At 49.3% G+C, this 22,469-nt stretch carries 12 protein-coding genes and 1 tRNA gene; 6 read left to right on the plus strand and 7 right to left on the minus strand.

Going from position 1 to position 22,469, the window contains the following annotated elements:
• Window positions 1-4 precede the first annotated feature (4 nt).
• Window positions 5-475: an anaerobic ribonucleoside-triphosphate reductase activating protein gene (gene nrdG / locus MWL85_RS08930; protein ID WP_244401873.1), complete on the plus strand. Its 471-nt coding sequence runs from the start codon at window positions 5-7 to the stop codon at window positions 473-475.
• Here the strand turns inward: nrdG and MWL85_RS08935 are convergent.
• The 3 genes from MWL85_RS08935 to folP are packed head-to-tail and all read right to left on the minus strand — an operon-like array spanning window position 458 to window position 4,484.
• Window positions 458-2,785, minus strand: coding sequence for a DUF5686 family protein (locus MWL85_RS08935; RefSeq protein ID WP_244400450.1), 2,328 nt, complete (start codon window positions 2,783-2,785; stop codon window positions 458-460). The two genes, nrdG and MWL85_RS08935, sit on opposite strands and share 18 nt — an antisense overlap.
• Window positions 2,786-2,799: 14 nt before the next feature.
• Entirely contained in the window at window positions 2,800-3,618 is an 819-nt protein-coding gene (gene cdaA, locus MWL85_RS08940; RefSeq protein ID WP_018027657.1) for a diadenylate cyclase CdaA, read from the minus strand.
• 11 nt (window positions 3,619-3,629) lie between these two features.
• On the minus strand, window positions 3,630-4,484 hold the full coding sequence (folP, locus tag MWL85_RS08945) for a dihydropteroate synthase (RefSeq protein ID WP_244401874.1): 855 nt from the start codon (window positions 4,482-4,484) through the stop codon (window positions 3,630-3,632).
• 260 nt (window positions 4,485-4,744) lie between these two features.
• Between folP and MWL85_RS08950 the strand changes: the two genes are divergently transcribed.
• Window positions 4,745-7,390, plus strand: a complete 2,646-nt coding sequence (locus MWL85_RS08950; RefSeq protein WP_244400451.1) for a carboxypeptidase-like regulatory domain-containing protein — start codon at window positions 4,745-4,747, stop codon at window positions 7,388-7,390.
• A gap of 374 nt (window positions 7,391-7,764) precedes the next feature.
• Here the strand turns inward: MWL85_RS08950 and ppdK are convergent, their stop codons facing one another.
• Together ppdK and MWL85_RS08960 are read right to left on the minus strand one after the other, a co-directional pair.
• Window positions 7,765-10,494: a pyruvate, phosphate dikinase gene (ppdK, locus tag MWL85_RS08955; RefSeq protein ID WP_244400452.1), complete on the minus strand. Its 2,730-nt coding sequence runs from the start codon at window positions 10,492-10,494 to the stop codon at window positions 7,765-7,767.
• A gap of 63 nt (window positions 10,495-10,557) precedes the next feature.
• Window positions 10,558-12,945, minus strand: coding sequence for a transglycosylase domain-containing protein (locus tag MWL85_RS08960; protein WP_244400453.1), 2,388 nt, complete (start codon window positions 12,943-12,945; stop codon window positions 10,558-10,560).
• A 242-nt stretch (window positions 12,946-13,187) separates the two neighbouring features.
• Between MWL85_RS08960 and MWL85_RS08965 the strand changes: the two genes are divergently transcribed.
• Window positions 13,188-13,481, plus strand: coding sequence for a hypothetical protein (locus MWL85_RS08965; RefSeq protein ID WP_244400454.1), 294 nt, complete (start codon window positions 13,188-13,190; stop codon window positions 13,479-13,481).
• A 215-nt stretch (window positions 13,482-13,696) separates the two neighbouring features.
• Here the strand turns inward: MWL85_RS08965 and htpG are convergent, their stop codons facing one another.
• Both htpG and MWL85_RS08975 read right to left on the minus strand, forming a co-directional pair.
• On the minus strand, window positions 13,697-15,772 hold the full coding sequence (htpG, locus tag MWL85_RS08970; protein ID WP_244400455.1) for a molecular chaperone HtpG: 2,076 nt from the start codon (window positions 15,770-15,772) through the stop codon (window positions 13,697-13,699).
• Window positions 15,773-15,929: 157 nt separating this feature from the next.
• Window positions 15,930-16,003: transfer RNA gene (locus tag MWL85_RS08975), tRNA-Met, on the minus strand.
• Between the two features lie 1,065 nt (window positions 16,004-17,068).
• On the opposite strand from MWL85_RS08975, the gene MWL85_RS08980 reads away from it, so the two are divergent.
• Genes MWL85_RS08980 through MWL85_RS08990 form a run of 3 tightly spaced genes read left to right on the plus strand, consistent with a single transcriptional unit; the run spans window position 17,069 to window position 22,459 of the window.
• On the plus strand, window positions 17,069-19,438 hold the full coding sequence (locus MWL85_RS08980) for a TonB-dependent receptor (protein WP_018027650.1): 2,370 nt from the start codon (window positions 17,069-17,071) through the stop codon (window positions 19,436-19,438).
• A 12-nt stretch (window positions 19,439-19,450) separates the two neighbouring features.
• Window positions 19,451-20,863 (plus strand): hypothetical protein, encoded by a 1,413-nt coding sequence (locus MWL85_RS08985; protein ID WP_244400456.1) that lies wholly within the window; start codon window positions 19,451-19,453, stop codon window positions 20,861-20,863.
• 27 nt (window positions 20,864-20,890) lie between these two features.
• Window positions 20,891-22,459: a hypothetical protein gene (locus tag MWL85_RS08990; protein ID WP_070708261.1), complete on the plus strand. Its 1,569-nt coding sequence runs from the start codon at window positions 20,891-20,893 to the stop codon at window positions 22,457-22,459.
• Window positions 22,460-22,469: the final 10 nt, after the last annotated feature.

Below are 22,469 nucleotides of genomic sequence, written 5' to 3' on the forward strand. Positions count from 1 at the left end.
TGGTATGCTCCATCTGCTCAAGGTAATTCCCGAGACCATCCTCGATGGCGATGGGATAAGGTATAGCATCTACTTGGCAGGGTGCCGGCACGCCTGCCCTGGTTGCCACAACCCGATCAGCTGGTCGCCACAGGCAGGAGAGCCACTGACGGAGGAGCGGATAGGCAACATAATAGAGGAGATTAAGGGCAACTTCCTACTCGATGGCGTCACCTTCAGTGGCGGAGACCCCTTCTACAACCCCACCGACTTCGGTCCTCTACTCAGAAGAGTGCGAGAGGAGACGGGACTAAGCATCTGGTGCTACACAGGCTACCTTTACGAAGAACTGCTGGAGGATCCAGAGCGAGCACCGCTACTAGAGTGGATTGATGTATTGGTCGATGGTCCCTTTGAGAAGCGATTGTACGACCCCACCCTTTCCTTCAGAGGCAGTAGCAATCAACGAATTATCCACCTAAAAGCTAAGCGATAGGTCTAGCTTCACTCCCCATGGACCTTTGGAGTGAGCCTTAAGCGGAGAGAGGCGACGATAGACGTCAATGCGCACCACCTTGAGTATATTCTCCAGCCCAAAGCCCACCTCAGCATAGACTTGGTCCTGCATCTCAGTAGTATGCACAGGGAGTACGAATAGTTCATTACCCGTAGCTTGTCGGTTCTTAGCAGTGAGGTTACCATAGAGGAAGTTGGCCGTCAGCACACCCCGAAGTCGCAACTTATTGATCAACGGGATACGGTCAAAGACCACGCCACGCATATGGTATTCCATAAAGGCCGTCAACCACTCATCTGCAACGAACTCCAAAGGGTTGAGCAATTGGAACGTATTGTGCTTATGCATAATTCCGATATTAGTAGGTGGCGTATACAAGACAGGGAAGGGCACCGAGCTCCATAGCTTCCCCACCGTCACTTGATAGTCCAGACGACCAAAGACCCCCATCCAGAGTCTCTGCTCAGCAGATAGCTCAGTACGCTGCCTACGGAAGTCACCCCCCAACCATTTATCCGCCCACTCGTGGCGAAGCTTTAGCACCGGTACCTCGCGATATACATTCGCGTAGTGCCGGTGTCTTTGCATAGAGCCATCAAAGATACGCTCCCCAATAGCCCACCGTAGCTCTACACCCGAATAAACATCGGTGATCTTAGGCAACTTCTGCAGAGAGTGGTCGTGATTAACCCGCACAAAATCAAGCGGCCCACTCGCCCTATCCTCCCTATAGCTGGCATAAAGCCGGAGAGAAAGACTTGCATTGAAGTCCTTTAGATACTCCAGAGTTAAGAGATTTCGATAAGAGGTAGTCGCCAGATACGATACCCCTACATCATAGAGGATATTATCTCGGTCGTTATTCTGTACCTCAAGACCTGGGATATAGATATCGTGCTGGTAGCTCAGCGATAGCTCGTGCTGAGGAAACTCCTCCCTAAAGTAGCGCTTTGGTCTAAAAGAATAGGCGTAGCCAACGCCATACTTAGGGCGTCGGTCCTTAAATCCATAGGCAAGATACCCATTAAAGAAGTGATGGTGCGAGAGATAACCGGTAGTCCTTCCTCCCACCTTGATACGTAGCCCCTCCGTATGATTGGCATTGACCAGCTCATTCACCGGTCCGAGATCAAAGAGGCTTCCTCCGTAAATCTTACTGTAGTCCCACTTCGTACGAATGTAATTAAGGCTCACCATATCCACCAACTCCAGTACCACACGCTGCCACCCTAGCTGTTTGAATTGGCCCATAAACCTCCGCAGGCCATCGCTGGTGGTCAGTAGGTTTCGGGCAATGGCAGTAGAGATTACCGGCTTTGCTAGCTCCCTATCCTGCCAGTCATTAAAAGGTTGCTTCAGAGCGATAATCTCGGCGTCAGGCGATTGCTCGCCATACTCATCGTAGTGCCTTGATTGCTCCACATAGAGAGAGAGTAGATTGATAAATAGCTTCAAATTACCCACAAGACGCTCCTCCTTCAGATGCCAACCAACTGAGGTCTTCACAAATTGTTGCTGCAGACGAAGATCCTCCACGAAGTTAATATCGATTTGCTTCGGAAAGATAAGGTAAGCATTGAGCAATCGCGGGCCATGATCCTCCACAATCAGCAACCGTCCCGAAAAAGAAGGGGCATGGGGCTGACGTGGGATAAAGTCCACCACCTGAGCCACGTACCCAGCCGATATAATGGTATCTGTGAGATAATATTTGTAGTGGTGTCTGGCCTGCTCCGAAAGAGGTGCGGGGAGCTTGGTATCTAGTATCTTCACATGCTTCTCAAAGAGGTCCACCTTGGAGAATAGCTCCTCCAGTCGCACACTCTGAGAACCATCACTGATATTTTGGTCCAAACCATTATGCTGACTATATAGGATAGCTTCATTGAGCTGCTGCGTCGTATGATTGTACCCCTTGAGATAGACCTTTTGGTACTCCGAAAGCGGTAAGACCGGCGTGCCATCAATATGCGAATGAATCAAGTAGCGATCAAAGAAAGGCACCACCTTACGCAGTGCGCCCCGCCACTTATCCACCCGACCAAGTGCCAGGAGCAATTGCTCCGACTGCTGAAAGCTATAATCCAACTGCCGTGCCGCCCTATCGGCACGCTCCCGCGTAGCAGTCCGCTCAATCAGGGCTACCGCATCATTATCCTCCTCATACTTAGTGTGGCTACCCAATACGAGCAACTCAGGCATCACTACAGGAGCCAACTCCTGCGCTTCTACTACCAGTGCGGAAAGTAGCGAAAAGAGTAGAAGTAAGTAGCGAAGCCCTCCACGCATAGTCCACCTCCTCTCTATACGGCGTGAGCTGTGACAAGCGTACCTATCTTCCCGAGGTCGGTAAAGTCATTGCTGATAAATTGTTGCAACTGATCTGTCGTCACATCAGCGATCATCTCCCCATTGTGTGCAATCGATATCTCCCCACGCTCCTCACTGATGATGATTACCTTCGCATCCGTTGCTTGCGACATCCCTAGTCCCGAACGGTGCCTTAGCCCCATCTCCTTCGGTAGCTCTTGCCCCTGTGCTACAGGCAGAATACAGGCCGCCGCCACGATGGTATAGTCACGGATAATCATCGCCCCATCATGTAGCGGAGCATTCTTAAAGAATATATTCTCTATCAACCGCGAATTGACCTGCGCATTGATAATCTCCCCCGTATGGATATACTGCTCCAGACTGGTGCCCTGCTCAATCACAATGAGGGCACCGGTCTTTTTCTTTGCCATATTGGCACAGGCAAAAGAGATCATTCCGATAAAGCTCTGCTCCCGACTCACCTCCACATTTTTCTCAGGCTTAAAGATTCGGCGGATAAATCGCCACCTCTGCGTGCTACCTAGCAGGGTAAGGAAGCCCTTTATCTCATCCTGAAATATAATGACGATCACCACAATCCCCACACTAAAGAGAGCATCCAATATCCCCCCAAGCACCCTCATGCGGAGAATCTGAGAGGTGACAATCCAAATGAGGATCAGCGAGATAATCCCTCCAAAGATCGTGGCACTACCACTCTTTCGGAGCACATCATAGACATAGTAGAGCAATAGCCCTACTAGTAGGATATCCATAAAATCCTTAAAGGAAAACGCCAACCACTCCATACCCCTATTGCTTAGCTTAGTCGCTTAATCTCCTGTACCATCTTCATCGCTTCCCACGCCTCTCGTACATCGTGCACACGGATAAAGTGCGCCCCATGAAGAAGGGCATAGGTATTTAGCACCGTGGTACCATTGAGTGCCTCAGCTGGGGTAGTGCCAAAGTATCTATAGATCATACTCTTACGGCTAATCCCCACATAGAGAGGATAGTCGAGCACCCTAAACTTATCAAGGTCACTCATCAGCTCATAATTCTGCTCCGTCGTTTTGCTAAAGCCAAAGCCAGGGTCGAGGATGATATGCTCCTTCCGAAGCCCCAGCTCCCTCAGCTTCTCGATCGTCACCAGTAGCTCCTCAATCACCCCATCGGCCACACGCCCCTTGTACTCACAGAGGCTCTGCATCGTCTTGGGCGTACCCCGCATATGCATCAGCACATAAGGTACCTGTAGCTCCGCCACCGTCTGTAGCATCAGTGGGTCAATACGCCCACCCGAGACATCATTGATCACATCTGCCCCACCCTCTTCTATCGACTTACGTGCCACCGAAGCGGTAAAGGTATCGACACTCACCGGCAACTCAGGGTACTCCTTCTTCAGTATATCCAATACCTCCTTCACCCGTCGCCACTCCTCCTCCTCAGAGACCTCCGCAGCATCAGGCCTAGAGCTGTACCCCCCCACATCAATCATCTTACCCCCTTGGGCAATGATCTCCTCAATCCGTTGGTGTATATTTCGTTCACCCTCAATGCGACTTCCGGCATAAAATGAATCGGGTGTGTGATTGAGGATACCTATGATCATAGGCTCCTCCGTAAGGTTATATGGCCGACCCTTAAAGGTCATCACTACATCTGGCATAGCTTCACTCCTTTCCACTAATTAATATCTACCTACAAAAGTAAATAAAACTAACTACTCCACCAAGCTACCGAATAGCAAGTGTCATCTGTCTACTCCTTCAACGTGTGGGCAATAACAGCCTTTTCTGAGATATGTAACGAAATCTTAATTTACAATATCACCAATCTACATTGTTTTAGGTAACTTTGCAATTGAATTAGATTGACCATTGTAGATTATTATTTGAGACAACAATTTATAAACTAAAAAGCAAACTTATGAAACAGTTTTATAGGCTTATAATGCTTTCGCTTTTACTAGGCTTTACTTGTGCAACCTCTTGGGCACAGAAGACCTATACAGGTGTAGTAGTGGATGGTGATACACATGAGCCTCTTATTGGTGCTGTGGTGGTAGACAGCAAAGATTCGTCTAAAGGTACCACCACCAACATGGATGGTAAATTCACTATCTCCCTTACAGGAAATGGTACACTGGAAGTAAGCTACCTAGGCTACTTGAGTACAACTGTTAAGTACAGTGCCTCTGGGAAGAGCTCGTTAGGCACTATTTCAATCTTCCAAGACAATACTCAGCTAGGGGAAGTACTAGTTGTGGGTAAAGGAGTGATTGATGTGGCTAATCGTGTAACACCTATCGCATCAACTATCGTCAAGGCTTCTGAAATTCAGATGAAAGCGGTAGGTAATGTAGAGTTCCCTGAAGCTCTAAAAAACACGCCAAACGTCTATGTAGCCAACCAAGCTGGTGGCTTTGGAGACAGCAAGATGTTTATGCGTGGATTTGATCAGTCCAACACCGCATTCCTTTTGAATGGACAGCCCATCAACGGCATGGAGGATGGTAAAATGTACTGGTCCAATTGGGCTGGCATCTCGGATATTGCCAATGCCATTGATGTACAACGTGGCTTAGGGTCTTCAAAACTAGCTATTTCCTCAGTCGGTGGTACGATCAATATCGTTACTAAGGCTACCGACCTTGAAAGAGGCGGATTTGTTCGTTTCATCGGTGGTTATGGTAAGTATTTCAAAGGTACAGCAGCATACAATACAGGTTTGCTAAGCAATGGCTGGGGTGTCTCAGTACTTATTGACCATTGGCAAGGTGAGCGCAAATGGAATGATGGCACACAAGGAAGTGGTCAAAACTATTTCCTCTCTATAGGTAAGAAAGCTGGAGACCACATGTTTAACTTCCTTATTTTTGGGGCTCCTCAGTGGCACAACCAGCATTACTCTCTTAAGCAAGAGCTATATGACCAGTACGGATACAAGTACAATAAGAATTGGGGTTACTACAATGGAAAAGTCCTGAGCGAGCGCAAAAACTACTATCACAAGCCAGTAATGAACCTCAACTGGGATTGGAACATCAGTAAGAAACAATCTCTATCCACCGTGCTGTATGCATCATTTGGTCGTGGTGGTGGAACTGGAGCCTACGGAAATGGACCTGATTACATTAAAAATGCCAACAAAGAAAAAGTTGGACGTGATGCTGATGGCCAAATCCGATGGGACTTTATTGAAAACGAATACAATAAATCAATTGCTGGTGGATATGGTAAAGGGTATAATGGTACTGCCATTCGCTCCTCAGTTAATAACCACCACTGGTTTGGACTAGTATCCAACTACTCCTATGACAACCACGAGAACCTATCTGTAAATGTCGGAGCGGATCTCCGTTTTTATAAGGGAGACCACTTCCGTCAGCTTACAGAGCTATTTGGTCTCAAGGGTTGGAACGACGCTAAGGGACGCAATAAATCATTACTAGATGCAAATGGTGCATATTTAATTACCAACACTTATAAATCCGACCCATGGGCTTCACTCTTCAACTATGCACCTACCGAAGACCGCATTGGATACAATAGTAGCGAGTGGATTAATTACCAAGGGCTGTTCGGTCAAGTAGAGTACCATAACGATTTATTCTCTTCTTTCTTACAAGCTGCTTTCTCCAATCAAAGCTATAGAGCATCTGAAAACTTCTTATTGCTCAATGAGAAGTCCGACGTAATCAATCGCTTTGGATTTAACATCAAGGGTGGTGCGTCTATTCTAGCTGGTGAAAATCACAAGTTCTTCGCAAATGCAGGGTATTATTCTCGCCAGCCATTTAAGGACAACATTTTTGAGTACTCCACCATTCGCCCTAGAGAGCAAAAGGTAGAGAATGAAAATATCCTAGGCCTTGAAGCAGGCTATTCAGCAAAGCTTCCAGGGTACACTACAATCAATCTCAATGTATACTATACCTCTTGGGCAAATAGATTCCTCGCCTTTGGCATGGACGATTATACCACACCCAATACTCATAAACTGCTACAGAGTGCTGGGTTTAGGCTTTCCAATGTAACGCAAATTCACAAGGGTGTAGAGCTTGATATACGCACTCACCCATTGACAGGGCTGATGCTTCGTGGTCACTTTACCTATGGCGATTGGAAGTATTCAGGGAAGACTCCTGTTGAGGTGATTGACAATGATTCTGGAAACTCTGTAGCTGATAAGTTTGAAATTGAGTTGGCTGGTACTAAGGTCGGAAGTGCACCACAGAGCACTTTAGGATTCGGTGCTGAGTACAAAGCTAAGGGATTTGTAATTTTTGCAGACTACAATCATTATCTCAACCTATATGGTGATGTAGACATTAAGAAGTTGGCTGAAGCAACAGTCAAGGGAAAAGAGTACAAATCTCAGAAACTAGATAACTATGGACTACTTGACATGGGTGCTTCATACCGTTTTGCACTTACAGGAAAGCAAGGTATCCTTATCCGTGCAAATGTGTACAACGTGCTCAACAAGCGCTATGTAGCTAGCTTAGACAACTATGGACTTTACTATGGTCCTGGCACAACTTTCAATGCAAGTGTAACTTATGAATTTTAGTTACTAGACAAATTAATTGCATACAATATGATAAAGGGCGTACAAGTCAATACTTGTACGCCCTTTATCATATTGAGAATGCTGCAAGAAGTGCCAATCTTGAATCAGGCAACCATATCTAGGGATAAGCCCCTAGAGCACCCGACAGGGAGCTCTCCCATCGGGTGACTTTATAGAAGAAATCATTATCGGACTGGTCGGACAAACAACGCCACCGTCCAACTTGTCTGACCTGTCTGACCTGTCCGACTTGTCCGACTTGTCCGATAAGGTACTCGATCCGATAAGGTACCCGTCCGATAAGCCACAAAGAAGAGAGGGTGTGCTAGCGACTAGGCTAGCACACCCTCTGGTATTGTATAGGGAGGAGTGAATTACTTCTTCTCCTCGATAGCTGCTTGAGCTGCTGCTACACGTGCGATTGGCACACGGAATGGAGAGCAAGATACGTAGTTGAGACCTACTCTATGGCAGAACTTCACACTACTTGGCTCACCACCATGCTCACCGCAGATACCTACCTTAAGGTTGGCATTGGTGCTACGACCAAGCTTGGTACCGTGCTGAACTAGCTGTCCTACACCCTCCTGATCAAGTACCTGGAATGGGTCGACTGGGAGAATCTTCTTTGCAAGATAATCTGGTAGGAAGCCATTGATATCGTCACGTGAGTAACCGAAGGTCATCTGGGTAAGGTCGTTGGTACCGAAGCTGAAGAACTGAGCGTGCTCAGCAATCTTATCGGCAATCAAGGTAGCACGTGGGATCTCAATCATGGTACCTACCTTGTACTCTACCTTAGCTCCTTCCTCGGCGAAGAGCTTCTCGGCCGTCTCGTCGATGGTTTGGCGCTGTAGCTCCAGCTCCTTCACGGTACCTACTAGTGGCACCATGATCTCTGGCATTACGCTGATGCCCTCCTTCTGAAGCTCGATAGCTGCACCAAGGATAGCACGGGTTTGCATCACGGTGATCTCTGGGTAAGTATTACCTAGACGGCAACCACGGTGACCGAGCATTGGGTTCACCTCGTGGAGGTTGTTGATACGTGCCTGTACCTGAGCAAGTGAAAGACCAAGCTCATCGGCCATCTCCTTCACACCCTTCTCATCCTGTGGTAGGAACTCGTGTAGAGGTGGATCGAGCAGACGTACAGTCACTGGGTGACCGTCCATCACGCGGAAGATGCCTAGGAAGTCTTGCTTCTGTAATGGCAATAGATCCTTCAACGCTGCTACACGACCCTCGGTATCAGAAGAGAGGATCATCTTACGCATCGCCTTGATCTTAGTGCCCTCGAAGAACATGTGCTCTGTACGGCAAAGACCGATACCAGTAGCACCGAAGTTGAGAGCTACCTCTGCATCGTGTGGAGTATCGGCATTGGTACGTACCTTGAGGCGTGCATGCTTATCAGATAGCTCCATTAGGTATTGGAAGTCTGGATCGAGCTCAGCAGCCTTGGTAGGTACTTGCCCCTCGTAGATCACACCGGTAGAACCATTGAGAGAAATGTAGTCGCCCTCCTTGTATACTCTACCATCTACGCTCACGGTACCGGCCTTGTAATCGATCTCTAGGCTACCTGCACCTGATACACAGCACTTACCCATACCACGAGCTACCACTGCAGCGTGGCTAGTCATACCACCCTTAGCGGTAAGGATACCCTCTGCTACCTGCATACCTGCGAGGTCCTCAGGAGAGGTCTCGTTGCGCACTAGGATCACGCTATCGCCGTGCTCATTGTGCATACGTGCAGCATCCTCAGCGAAGAAGCAGATCTTACCTGAAGCAGCACCTGGAGAAGCTGGTAGACCACGAGAAATCTCTACTGCCTTTGCCTCTGCAGCCTTGTCGAAAACTGGATGAAGTAGCTCATCAAGCTTATTAGGATCGATACGCATCAGAGCTTGCTCTTCGGTGAGTGAGCCCTCGCGAAGTAGGTCCATAGCGATCTTCACCATTGCCTTACCGGTACGCTTTCCGTTACGAGTCTGGAGGATCCAAAGCTTACCATCCTGGATGGTGAACTCCATATCCTGCATATCGTGGTAGTGGTCCTCGAGCTTACGCTCAATATCCACTAGCTCCTTGTACATCTTTGGCATAGACTCCTCGAGAGATGGCATCTCATTAGCACGATACTCCTCAGTAACGTTGGCTAGCTTTGCCCAGCGGAGAGAGCCCTCCTTGGTGATCTCTTGTGGGGTACGGATACCTGCCACTACGTCCTCACCCTGTGCATTGATTAGGTACTCACCATTGAATAGGTTTTCGCCCGTTGCAGAGTTACGTGTGAAGCAAACACCAGTTGCTGAATTATCGCCCATGTTACCGAATACCATCGCCTGTACGTTGACAGCGGTACCCCACTCCTCTGGGATGCTCTCCATACGACGGTAGATGATAGCACGCTCATTCATCCAAGAGCCAAACACGGCACCGATAGCACCCCAAAGCTGCTCACGAGCATCGGTTGGGAAGTCCTTACCAGTCTGTTCCTTCACTGCCTCACGGAAGCGAGTTACAAGCTCCTTAAGGTCTGCTACCTCTAGCTCATTATCAAGTTTTACACCCTTCTCCTGCTTTACCTCCTCGATGATTCTCTCAAAGGGGTCAATCTCCTTCTTATCGGCTGGCTTCATGCCAAGCACTACGTCGCCATACATCTGGATGAAACGACGGTAAGAGTCCCAAGCGAAGCGCTCGTTGCCACTCTTCTTAGCAAGTCCCTCTACAGCCTCGTCATTCAGACCAAGATTGAGGATGGTATCCATCATACCTGGCATAGATGCAGGAGCACCGGAGCGTACAGAGACAAGTAGTGGGTTTTCATTGCTACCAAACTTAGCACCCATGATCTCCTCTACCTGCTTGATATTCTTCTCCAGCTCGTCGGTCATCTCCTTGCGAAGTGCCTCCTCACCGAGGTCGTAATACTCGTGACAAACGTCAGTAGTGATGGTGAATCCTGGAGGCACTGGCACTCCGATTAGATTCATCTCTGCTAGGTTGGCTCCCTTTCCGCCAAGTAGCATCCTCATGTCTGCCTTTCCCTCTGCGGCTCCATTGCCGAAGGAGTAAATTCTCTTCTTTGACATCTTTGAATTAAATATTAATTGGTTGATTAAAATAAATACATCTATATAGCCTCCAAAAGTCGCTTACTCGAAGAGCGGGTCGATTCCCTCCTCAATAGGCTCAAAGGTAGCAATCACCCTTCCATCCTTCGACTTACAAGGGTCAGCATACTCCTCTGGTATCACAAACTTGGCCTCGGGGTCGATGCCCAGCTCAGCTTTGCGCTTCTGAAGCTCTTTATCATTAAACACTCGCTTAAAAAACATCGCCACAATCGGCAACGACATATTGGCACCCTGACCTAGTCGGATACCATCGAAGTGGATGGACCGATCCTCGCCACCTACCCAGCAACCAGCACTGATCCTAGGAGTGAAGCCCATAAACCACGCATCGGAGTGGTTTTGGCTCGTACCTGTCTTTCCGCCCATATCGGCTTGCACGCCATACTTAAATCGGGTACGGCTACCGGTACCTCCGTTCATCACATTGCGAAGCATGTGGAGGGTCTTGTAGGCGGCATCGGGGGGCAATACCTCGCGAATATCGGGAGCAAACTCGCCGACTACATTGCCGTACTGGTCCTCAATCCGGGTGACATAGATAGGCACTGCCCTCATACCGGCATTGGCAAAGGTGCTAAAGCCCGACACCATCTCTTCCACCGAGATATCTGGGCTACCGAGGCAAATCGCTGGCGTAGGATCGAGGTCTCCAGTCACTCCAAAGGAGTAGAGCAGGTCAACAAAGGTGACGGGCGACATCTGGCTCATCAGCCAGGCGGTCACCCAGTTGGAGGAGTTTTGCAATCCCCAATTGATGGTCACCACCTCCCCCACTCTGCTAGCACCGGCATTTTTAGGCGACCAGATCTGCCCTGTAGCGAGACGGATGTGCTGTGGCTCGTGCACCATCGTGGTACAAGGGGTAAAGCCCTCGCTCATTGCCATGGCAAAGAGGTAAGGCTTCATCACCGAGCCCACCTGCCGACGCCCCTTGGTCGCCATATCGTACTGGAAGGTACCGAAGTCCACTCCGCCCACGTAGGCACGGACATGGCCCGTGCTACTATCCATGGCCATAAAGCCCGACTGTAGGAACTTCTTGAGGTAGAGGATAGAGTCGCGTGGGGTCATCACCGTATCACGGTAGATGGTGACATACTTTCCGCCCTCCTTGGCATAGTCGAATACCGTCATCTCCGTCGGCTCATCAAAGGTCTTGAGGATCTCCTGCTCGCTCAGCCCATCGGCTTTGAGGAAGCGATAACGGTCGCTATTCTTAATAGAGCGATGGATGATCTTCTCCCGATCCTCTGCTGAGATACTGCTAGAGAAGGGTGCATGGCTACGCCCCTTCTTTTCACGGTCAAAGGCGATCTGAATATCGCCAGCTAGGTGCTGCAGCATCACATCCTCGGCATACTCCTGCATACGGGAGTTGATGGTGGTGTAGACCTTTAGTCCATCAGTGTAGATATTGTACGAAGAGCCGTCCGACTTCTTATTCTTATGGCACCAACCGTAGAGAGGGTTACTCTCCCACTGAGCTACATCGCGCTTGTAATCTTCCTCTTGCCAACCGCGGTAGTCCTTTTTATCAGGCTTCTCAGCCATCATAATCCTACGCAGATACTCCCGGAAATAGGGAGCGATACCAGCTCTGTGGTTTTGTCGCTTAAAGACAAGGGTGAGTGGCAAAGCCTGTAGCTCGGTCATCTCCGCCTTCGTGATATAATTGGCCTTTTTCATCTGTCCCAGCACCACATCACGGCGTCCTTTAGCACGCTCCGGGTACCTCACGGGGTTGTAGTAGGATGGGTTCTTACACATACCCACTAGAGTGGCAGACTCCTCTGTTGTCAGCTCGCTCGGCAACTTATTGAAGTAGGTCTTAGCAGCAGAGTCGATGCCCACTGCTTGATAGAGGAAGTCAAACTTATTGAGGTAAAGCGTGATGATCTCTTCCTTAGAGTAGTAACGCTCTAGCTTAGCAGCGATCACCCACTCAATAGGCTTCTGCATCGCCCGCTCCATGAAGTTCTTGGCATTAGGCGAATAGAGCTGCTTTGCCAATTGCTGGCTCAGGGTACTACCTCCGCCTGAACTCTTCTGTCGCAAGATCACCGTCTTGAAAAAGACACGAAAGAGGCCCCATGCATCAATTCCCGAGTGGTCTTCAAAGCGCTTATCCTCAGTTGCAATCAGTGCCTCCACCAATTCGGGGGAGAGCTCATCATAGGTGGTATAGATACGGTTATTGCCCTTCAATGCATAAGAGCCCATCACCACACCATCCTCCGAGATGAGCTGAGTGGCATACTTATCTATAGGGTTTTGTAGGTCCTCAATCGGTGGCATATAGCCAATCGCACCGCTAGCAATCAGCAGAAAAAGCGATGCGACGCCGATAACCATCGCCCCAAAATAAATCGCAAAACAACGAATATAATACCAGATCCCTCTCTTCATATATTGTCAAAGCTGTACCGCTTCACGCTCTCATCTTGTCTTAATTTATTATACCTTACAAAGATACCAATTTTAGGTGAAATCTCTTAGCTATTCAAGCCTAGATTTAGATTTCAAAGAATAATTAAGCGACAAAGTCGCAACACCCAGAGAAAAGGCAGTCATTGAGGGGGCAAAGTATTGGAATTATGCGTACCTTTACAGCAAACCAATTAAAAGAACCGACTAAAATCTTATGAGTTATGAGCAGTATTGAAAAACAAAAGCAATACCTTGATTCAAAACAGGTACTAAAGGATCGCCGATGGGTCGTTATCCCTATGAGCATTTGGTTTGTGCTCGGGATAGTGGCACGTTATTCTATGCGGGGCGGAGAAACCACCACCGCCATCATTCTCATCGCCCTACAAGCACTATTCACCGTGGCACTTGCCACCTATTTCGTACTATCCAAAAAGTTTAAGAGACAAGAAAAGGCCGTCGCACTGATTGCTCTGACTGGCTTCTTAGCTTTTACCATACTGACCACCTTGTAATGGCTTTGGAGCTACGACAGTAATGATTAAATAAAATGGGGTGGCCTAGAAAAGCCACCCCATTCGGGTTTATCATTACAAAATGAGACTTTGCACGAATGATGAGATGCAAGGCGCTGAGGGTGAGGGCGACGGGAGCGTACTAGCGTACGTGACCGAGCCCGAATCCCGAAAGCAACGCCGCAGATCGCATTCGTGCAAGGGCCTCAAAATTGTTACTTACGGCTCAGTAACTCCATTGAGCGGGTCACGAAGCTATCCAGTGCCTTGCCCTTGAGTAGGCCACTAGAAAGCAAACCGAGGTCAATCAGCTGCGAGATGATCTTGTGCTCCTCGCCAAAGGAACTGTAGATCTCCTTGAGCTTTCCCTCTATCTCCTCAATCTTTGAGTGGGTAGATGAGAGGTCGTCCCGAAGGGTTTTCTTCTCCTCATCACTCAGCTTCTCATCGCCCAACTGCTGTTGAATGGCCGAGACACGTGCCTCTTGTCCACGCTTATCGGCCAGCAGAGCCGAGTAGTCGGGGTGATCCGTCTCATTGAATACCAAAGCGATTCCCTGCACTAGAGGGTGGTCGAGATTCAGGTTCAGCACATAGCTATCCGGCATCTCGCCATAGAAGTTCATCCCTTGCTGCATTGCCGCCATCTCCTTCATCCTACGCATATACTCCCCTTGCACTAGTAGGATAGGCTTCGCATCACTGCCCTGATGACCCGTCTGCACCGAGATCATCACCTTATCTTCCTTAGGGAGCTGTGACTCAAAGAGCTGACGTAGAAGCTCCTGATCCTCCTCAGAGACGTCACTCTCCTTCTTCTCATCATCCGCCTTCCGGATCAAGTTGTCCAGCGTATCGCTATCCACCCTCACGAAGTGCGACTGTGCCAGCTTCTGCTCCAGCATACTAATCAGGTGAATATCCAGCTGCCCATCCATCAGAAGTACATCATACCCACGGGCATTGGCCTCTTTGATGTAGCTATATTGCTGCTCCGTATCCACCGCATATAGATAGACCACATGCCCCTCCTTATCGGTCTGGTTGGCAGAGATCAGCTCCCGATACTCCTCGAGCGTAAAGTACTTCTTCTCCGTATTCTTGAGTAGGGCAAACTTCTCTGCCTTTTCATAAAACTTCTCTTGCGTGAGCATACCATACTTCACGAAGAGGTCCAGCACCTCCCACTTCTCCTCAAAGTTCTTGCGGTCCTCCTTAAAGAGCTCCGTCAGCTTATCCGCCACCTTACGAGTGATGTAGGCCGATATCTTCTTCACATTGTGATCCGCCTGCAAATAACTCCTCGATACATTTAGTGGAATATCTGGCGAATCAATCACCCCATGCAGTAGCATCAAGAAGTCTGGCACAATCCCCTCTACCGAATCGGTGACAAAGACCTGATTGCTGTAGAGTTGGATCTTATTCTTCTGCAGATCCATATTGCTCTTCACCCTAGGGAAGTAGAGGATACCAGTCAGATTGAATGGGTAGTCGATATTGAGGTGTATCCAAAAGAGTGGCTTCTCACTCATTGGGAAAAGCGTCTCATAAAACGCCTCATAATCCTTATCTTCCAGCTCCGAAGGCGCCTTCGTCCAGAGCGGAGCCGTCTCATTGATCACCAGATCCTCATCGGTCTCCACCTCCTTGCCATCTTTCCACTCCTTTTTCTTACCAAAGACAATGGGCACAGGCAAGAACTTAGCGTACTTCTCCAGTAGCTGGCGGATACGCGTAGGCTCCAAAAACTCCTTACTCTCCTCATCGATGTGAAGGATAATGTCGGTACCCCGTGGGCGCTTCTCCGCTACCTCCATCTGAAACTCAGGGTTGCCCTCACAGCTCCAGCGGATACTCTCCTCTTCCTCTTTGTAGCTCTGAGTGTAGATCTCCACCTTATCCGAGACCATAAAGCTCGAGTAGAAGCCCAGTCCGAAGTGCCCAATGATATTGGCAGCATCGTCCTTGTACTTCTCCACAAACTCCTCCGCTCCACTGATGGCGATCTGATTGATATACTTCTCAATCTCCTCCGCACTCATCCCCACACCGTGGTCACTGATGATCAGCTTGTCGCCATCGATCTTCACCTCCACCTTCAGGTCCTCAAGGCTACCCTCGTATTCCCCTTTATTGGCGAGGGTCTTCAGCTTCTGCGTGGCATCCACTGCATTGGAGACAATCTCACGGAGAAATATCTCATTGTCGCTATAAAGAAACTTCTTGATGATAGGGAACATATTATCACTCTGCACCCCTATCTTTCCATTTTTTACCTGTTCGCTCATATTATATATTGTATTGAATTGATGTTACACTACCCCATAATATGCAAACTTAGTGCCAATAGGGGGCCATAAGGGGAGCAACTGACAATATGGGTAAAAAATAAGCGAACCATACCATCACGGTACGGCTCGCCTCGACAAAGTTTTGAAAAATTCGTAGCGAGACCGGGGTACGATCCCGGGACCTCAGGATTATGAATCCTGCGCTCTAACCAACTGAGCTATCTCGCCATTCCAAATTTGCAATGGCAAAGATACATAAAATATCCAATGTGCCAAACCCCGGCTCATTATTTTTCCCAGGGGTTACCCATTAGGAGTGTATTCATAACTTAATGACCCTATAAAATAGGAGAAAGTAGTGGTTCAAAAAAACCATTTATAACAAACTGATATTCAACATTATATAAACGCAAAAACTGAGTTGCAACTAAGCGATCGGCGAGTTGCAACTAAGCAAATGCCGAGTTGCAACTAAGCAAATGCTTTGTTGCAACTAAACTTTTGACCACATAGCTGTTGCTTTTTTAGGCTGTTGTACGAAGACCATCTGCCCTCTTATTTGTGGTACGGATTTGTCCGTGGTGTTAACTATGCAATCCGTGTACGTGTAACAGTACGAATAATCATATCCCAGCTGTTGAGGATAATGTAGTAATGACCTCCCCTCGCGGGAGGTCAGACGGATTCTAGCCCCGAATCGGAGGGGCGAATGCCCCGAACGACTCGGGGGTTATGAAGCCCCCCACAAATTACGACCCCTTGCGGGTCGGACAATAGGAGCTAGGACATCAAAATTAGTCCTAGAATAGGTTGTCCGACCCGCAAGGGGTCGTGGGATGGGCGGTGGATGGTCGTTAATCCCCCAGTCGTTCGGGCTTCGCCCTCCGACAGGGGGCTAGGATCCGTCGGACCTCTCCGAGGTCCTTAGCTATCTAATTGATACACGATTTAACTTTCTAATGCGTAACCCCTGTGTCTAATGCGTATACCCTACAATATTTCAGATTAAATGGTTAAAGCACGAAAGGCAATACCTATAAGTAGGTAGCTACTAGTGGCGACCACCCACGAAAGGTTTCACCCACAAAGGCAAGCAATATTTAGTTAACAAAGAAAATACGGCAGACAAAATCACACAACACATCCCTCAATGTCCAAAACACAACAACATAGTGGACGAAAAAGGAGTGCAAAATATACCCATTAAAGGCTATAGAAGTAGATTTGGATTGCCCGTAACTTTGCAATTTAAAGAAAACAATAGACAAATCATTTATAAAAGAGTTCAACTACATGATCAATCAAAAATTCAAGCACCACCTCCGTGTGATGCTAGGGTTATTTCTCCTTCTTGCGCCCCTTACCCTCGAGGCTGCCTCCGAGCAGAGTAGTCCACGCAAGTCGGTCACCGTCGTGGTGGTAGAGCAGGGCACCAAAGAGCCAGTTATAGGGGCTGTGGTCCGTGCCGAGGGAGCCACCACCCCACGAGTTACCGGTATTGACGGCGAGTGTACCCTCACCTTCACCACGGCTGTAAGCCGAGCTAAGTTCAAGGTAAGCTTCATGGGCTATAAGACCTTTGAGGAGGTAGTCCCCTTCCATTCAGAGACCATCACCATTGTTCTCACCCCCGATAATGAGGTGCTCGACGATGTGATCGTCACCGGACAAAAGCGATACACTTCCGTACTACAGCAGGCCGTCGCCATTGACACCAAGTCACTTGACAAAAGCACCTCCATCTCGCTCGGCAAGATGCTAGAGCAGATACCAGGAGTGAGCACCATCAGTGCCGGGAGTAGCATCTCCAAGCCAGTGATCCAAGGGATGCACAGTAGCCGAATAGTACTTATTAATAATGGTGTACGCCTAGAGAGCCAAAGCTGGGGTACAGATCACGCTCCCGAGATTGATCACACCGGTGCCAGCATCGTAGAGGTGATCAAAGGGGCAGAGAGCGTGCGGTATGGGCATGGAGCCATTGGCGGGGTAGCCCTTTTCAATCAAGCGCCCCTTCCCTTTGGCCACGATCGCTTTTATATCAAGTGCAAGACCAACTTAGGTTATGCTACAAATGGTCGCGCCTACGATGGAGCCGGCTCTTTAGAGATGGGGTATAAGAATTGGGGTCTCCGCCTGCATGGGATGTATCAGAAGTCGGGCGACTACTCCACTGCCGAGTATCTGCTCAATAATACCGGCTTCAACAACATCAGCTTCTCTGGCTATGCAGGATATAAAAGAGATCGCCTCACCGCCACCCTCTTTGCCTCCCTCTACACTTCCCGAAGTGGTATCTACTACCTCAGCGCCATCTCCGATATCCAGCAGCTGCTCAATCGCTTCGAGATGGGGCGTCCCGAGGAGAGCACCCTCAAACCCTTCTCCTATACCATAGAGCCACCCTTCCAGCAGTCACAGCACTTCACTGCCAAAGCTGAGGTGGACTGGGATATCGCCGAGAAGCACAACCTCGAGGTAAAGGTATCCTACCAAAACAACCTCCGACAGGAGTTTGAAAACCGCAAGCGCGACGACCTCTCCTGGCTACCAATGCAAGACCTCGTACTCACCACCTACGCCTCCGATGCTGCATGGAGTGGCACGTGGAACGAAAACCACAGCTCCCAGGCAGGCGTGTCGGTGATGTACCAAACCAATTACAATAAGCCTGGCACCAAGCAACCAGCCTTTATCCCCAACTACGCCAGCCTCACCATGGGCATCTTTGGTATCCATAAAGCCACCTTTGGCAAGCTCCAAACTTCAGCCGGACTGCGGTACGACTACCGTGCCCTCGACGTCTACGGCTACACTAGTGTCAATAGCTTCAAGAAGTACCACGAGTTTAAGCTCTACGCCAGCGTCACCGGTAGTCTCGCCGCACACTATCAGTTCAACGACCACTGGACCGCACGTGCCAATGTGGGGCTTGCATGGAGACCACCAGATATCAATGAGCTCTACGCCACCGGGCTTCACCACGGCACCTACTGGGTGGTAGGAAATAGGGATCTACTCCCCGAGATCGGCATTAAGCCGGTGATCGGAGCCACCTACCGCAATGATTGGATCATCGTAGAGCCCAGTGCCTTCTTCCAGCACGTACACAATTATATATACGATAATATCGGGCAAGGGCTCGACCGCTACCAAAACCACCCCAGTGGTAAGTACCCACGATTTATCTACGAGCAAGATGATGCCCGCCTCTTCGGAGGGGATATCCTCACCACCATCCGACCCTTTGAGGGCTTTAATATTATGCTCAAAGGGGAGTGGATCAATGCCCGAAACATCACCCACGATAGCTGGCTACCCTTTATGCCCTCCGACCGATATGGGCTAGGGCTCAGCTACGAGCGCGACTTTGGGAAAGACCAAAAGTGGCACGCAAGTATCGCCTTTGATAGTAGCTACGTGACCAAGCAAAAGCGATTCGACCCCGATAAAGACCTCGCCCCCGACTCCCCACCAGCCTACTTTATCGCCAATGCCAATGCCGAAATCTCCTATGCCCTCCCCAAGGGAAGGTCCGTTAAACTAATGCTTATGGGCGACAACATCTTCAACGCCCTCTACAAAGAGTATACCGATCGCTTCCGCTTCTTCGCTCACGCAATGGGAGCTAAGTACACCGTTCGTACCATCATTGAATTTTAAAGACCAAACTATATGAATCAAAAGATAAACCTACTACCCCTCTTCCTATTCACCGCAACAGTGCTGGTACTCAGTAGCTGCCAAAGATTGATGGAGGAGCTAGTCAAGTCGCCCGAGCCTTATATCGAGAATATCGTGGAGGGGCACGAGCAGATCTACTCTATCCAAGCCATCCTCCGACTAGCACAGCGACAGGAAGACCCCGACAACGACATCAGCTTCGAGCCCTACTACTATCGGGCTTACGACCTAGATGATTCCGAGGAGTACCCCTACCCCGTCTATCAGGAGATAGAGATTCGCAAAAACGACGAGGGGAGCCTCACCATCACCAGTGAGCGAGAGCACTTCGATGTGGTGAAGAGCGACAAGTTTTGCTACGCACTCGAGCTAAAATACTACGACATCAATAACAAGCTGATCAATCACCAATTCTCACGCTGGTACCCCCTCAAGGGGACTCAGCAGAATGATGCCGGAGGAATCGACGACCCCAATTCTACCCTACTCGTGCACCAGCACTTCTTCACGGTAGATAACTACTCACTCTATGGCATGCCCAACCTTTTCCCCATGACCTTCAACGCCACAGATAGCTCGCAGGATAGCCTTTTCATCGGCAAGTTTACCTTCAAGCGGTCGGGAAAAGAACTGGTACCCGCCTCACGTACCTCTACCAATAATATCTTTGTGCCGGTAGGGAAAGAGGAGGAGCCACTCCGTTACAGCTACGCTATGTCGCAAGAGGCGGCCAAGCTCTATGCCACCAACAAGGTATCGGAGCCCTACACCCCACAAGGCTCCTCACAAAGCTACCGACTCTATCAGACGCTCGATAGCTATGATATGTCGTGGAAGATAGTACCACAAATCTTTAGCTACGAATACCGTGACACCGACCCTGTAGAGGAGTATCTCGGCACCGAGCTAGAGGACCAAGACGACCTCGGACGTATCCGAACTGGCCATATCGTGGGACTACTTAGGTTCCGCCGAAAAATCAATGAAGCGGGCGACCTCTTCCAAAAAGAAGCACTTGGATTTAAGGGCATCCTCAACTTCCACGAGGCACACATGCAATTCCAAATGGGCATCCGTATCGCACACATTATCAATGATAATGAGGCGAATAAAAAGAATTACCGCTTCCCCTTTGGTAAGTATCATCAAGACCTCAATGCCGAGGGCTCTGGGCTACAAGCCATGGCCCCCAATAAGTACAATGAGATCGATCGCGAGTGGAGCAGCTACGATATCAGCTTCCCTATCCCCTTCCGCGTCATTGCCGATGCTACGGGTGACCAAAGCACCTTTGTGCACGACATCAAGGCGGTCTACCCTAATGCCGATGAGAGCCAGCTTCGCCGAATGTTTTTCGACGACACCGCTCGCTTCTTCAATCGCAAAGCCAGTTTGATATTCTAATCACCTTTTGAGCAGATCAATAACTCTATGAAATATAAAGCAATCCTACTCACTACACTTCTAGCAGCACTCCTTCTATCTGGGTGCCAGAAGTTTGTATTCTTTGATGTCTCAGTACCTGAGGATCGCAATCCCTTGCTCATCTCCAAGGTACCTACCACCGAGGCCGATGTCTACTTCAATGAGACCACCCGCCTACTGATTGATAAAAATCGGCAGCCAGGCCCTAACCTCGATGAAGGTGGTGCCCTCGATAATTGGGCCACCTGCCTAGTGATGATCAAGGAGGGGCACGACCACGGACAGGGCAAGCTACACGGCAACTACGTCTACCCCAATGCCCCTTGGAAGCAAGAGCAATTTGCAGTGATTCGCAACACCACCTCCGGAATCACTGTAGAGGTCGATAGACGCTCCACCGCCACCTTTCTCGAGGCTACAGCCAATAAAGAGCTCCAAGAGAAGCAAGGTGTTGGTCCCGATTACCTCCGTGTAGTGGGTGGGCAAAAGCGCCTCTGGGGCCTTTGCTTCTACTTCTATAATAAGGATGGCAAGCTCATCAACGACAATATCTACGAGCACTCCGACCAATATCAGATATTCTTCTCCATCAGCGACCTAGACGATAAGGGACAGCCCTACGACGTAATGGACGTACGCTTCCGCAATGGGGTGAGCGATGAAAATTATAGAAACCAAAATTACAAGCCGATGCCACTCAATATGGAGGCCTATAAGAATGAGAAGCCCATCCCCTCGGAGTATTTCCAAAACCGCAAGACCTTTGAGGAGCGGAGAGAGGTATCGCGTACAGTATTCCGCTACACCTATCGAGATACCTGGACTCAGGATGATATGGCCGATGGCGTTCGCACCCTCTACAATATCCGCCTACTCCCCCCTACGCTCCGCAGCGAGTACTTCCTAGCCTCTTGCCCACAGGACCAAGACAATGTAGGGCTAAAGGGACACCTCGAATTCGACTACCGCGGAGGCATCGAAAAGGTACTCGATGATAGAGAGCCGATGATCGAAGACTTCGATGGATTGCTACACAATGCCTACAAGCACGATGAGGCGGTAGACCAAAGGAAGTGGCCACTCCTCCTCGCACCACGACACAAGACCGATAACGAGGGCAAAGAGATCCTCGACGAAAATGGCAAGCCCCAGCTCCTCCCTGCCGAAGAGTATACCCGTATCGGTGGCTCTACCAATCTGCTACCACAGTTTTTCCTAGCAGTGAGGGTGATGAAGTGCGAGAAGGGACGCAAATTGGTACTCCCTAGCCGCGACGAAAGCTACTCAATCAATAATAAACCCCCACGCACAGGGTACATCTGCCAAGAGTTCGACAACCCCAAGATGGAGGCATCGGGCTGGCAAGAGGTGGTCCGCTTCAATATCCCGATCAAGGTCTACACCTCGGGCTTCGATAGCGACCCTGCCAATACCAATGAGCAAGAGCCCTACTACCTACACCTAGGGAGAGAGATAGGCCTTACCCCAGCAGAGGCCTTCCAAGCGGTTGCCAACCTCAAGACACACGGCGCTGCCGGCACTGGTGGCAATGGGTATGGAGCATGGTTCCTATAACCCTCCCCTT

This window comes from Porphyromonas somerae (assembly GCF_022845615.1).
In the GTDB taxonomy this organism is placed as follows: Bacteria; Bacteroidota; Bacteroidia; order Bacteroidales; family Porphyromonadaceae; genus Porphyromonas_A; species Porphyromonas_A somerae.

Excerpts from the sequence above, each read along its gene's own strand:
- MWL85_RS08935 (WP_244400450.1), bottom strand. The coding sequence starts at position 2,785 with ATGCGTGGAGGGCTTCGCTACTTACTTCTACTCTTTTCGCTACTTTCC.
- htpG (WP_244400455.1), bottom strand. The coding sequence starts at position 15,772 with ATGAGCGAACAGGTAAAAAATGGAAAGATAGGGGTGCAGAGTGATAAT.
- MWL85_RS08980 (WP_018027650.1), top strand. The coding sequence starts at position 17,069 with ATGATCAATCAAAAATTCAAGCACCACCTCCGTGTGATGCTAGGGTTA.
- cdaA (WP_018027657.1), bottom strand. The coding sequence starts at position 3,618 with ATGGAGTGGTTGGCGTTTTCCTTTAAGGATTTTATGGATATCCTACTA.
- MWL85_RS08985 (WP_244400456.1), top strand. The coding sequence starts at position 19,451 with ATGAATCAAAAGATAAACCTACTACCCCTCTTCCTATTCACCGCAACA.
- MWL85_RS08965 (WP_244400454.1), top strand. The coding sequence starts at position 13,188 with ATGAGCAGTATTGAAAAACAAAAGCAATACCTTGATTCAAAACAGGTA.
- ppdK (WP_244400452.1), bottom strand. The coding sequence starts at position 10,494 with ATGTCAAAGAAGAGAATTTACTCCTTCGGCAATGGAGCCGCAGAGGGA.
- nrdG (WP_244401873.1), top strand. The coding sequence starts at position 5 with ATGCTCCATCTGCTCAAGGTAATTCCCGAGACCATCCTCGATGGCGAT.
- MWL85_RS08960 (WP_244400453.1), bottom strand. The coding sequence starts at position 12,945 with ATGAAGAGAGGGATCTGGTATTATATTCGTTGTTTTGCGATTTATTTT.
- MWL85_RS08990 (WP_070708261.1), top strand. The coding sequence starts at position 20,891 with ATGAAATATAAAGCAATCCTACTCACTACACTTCTAGCAGCACTCCTT.
- folP (WP_244401874.1), bottom strand. The coding sequence starts at position 4,484 with ATGCCAGATGTAGTGATGACCTTTAAGGGTCGGCCATATAACCTTACG.
- MWL85_RS08950 (WP_244400451.1), top strand. The coding sequence starts at position 4,745 with ATGAAACAGTTTTATAGGCTTATAATGCTTTCGCTTTTACTAGGCTTT.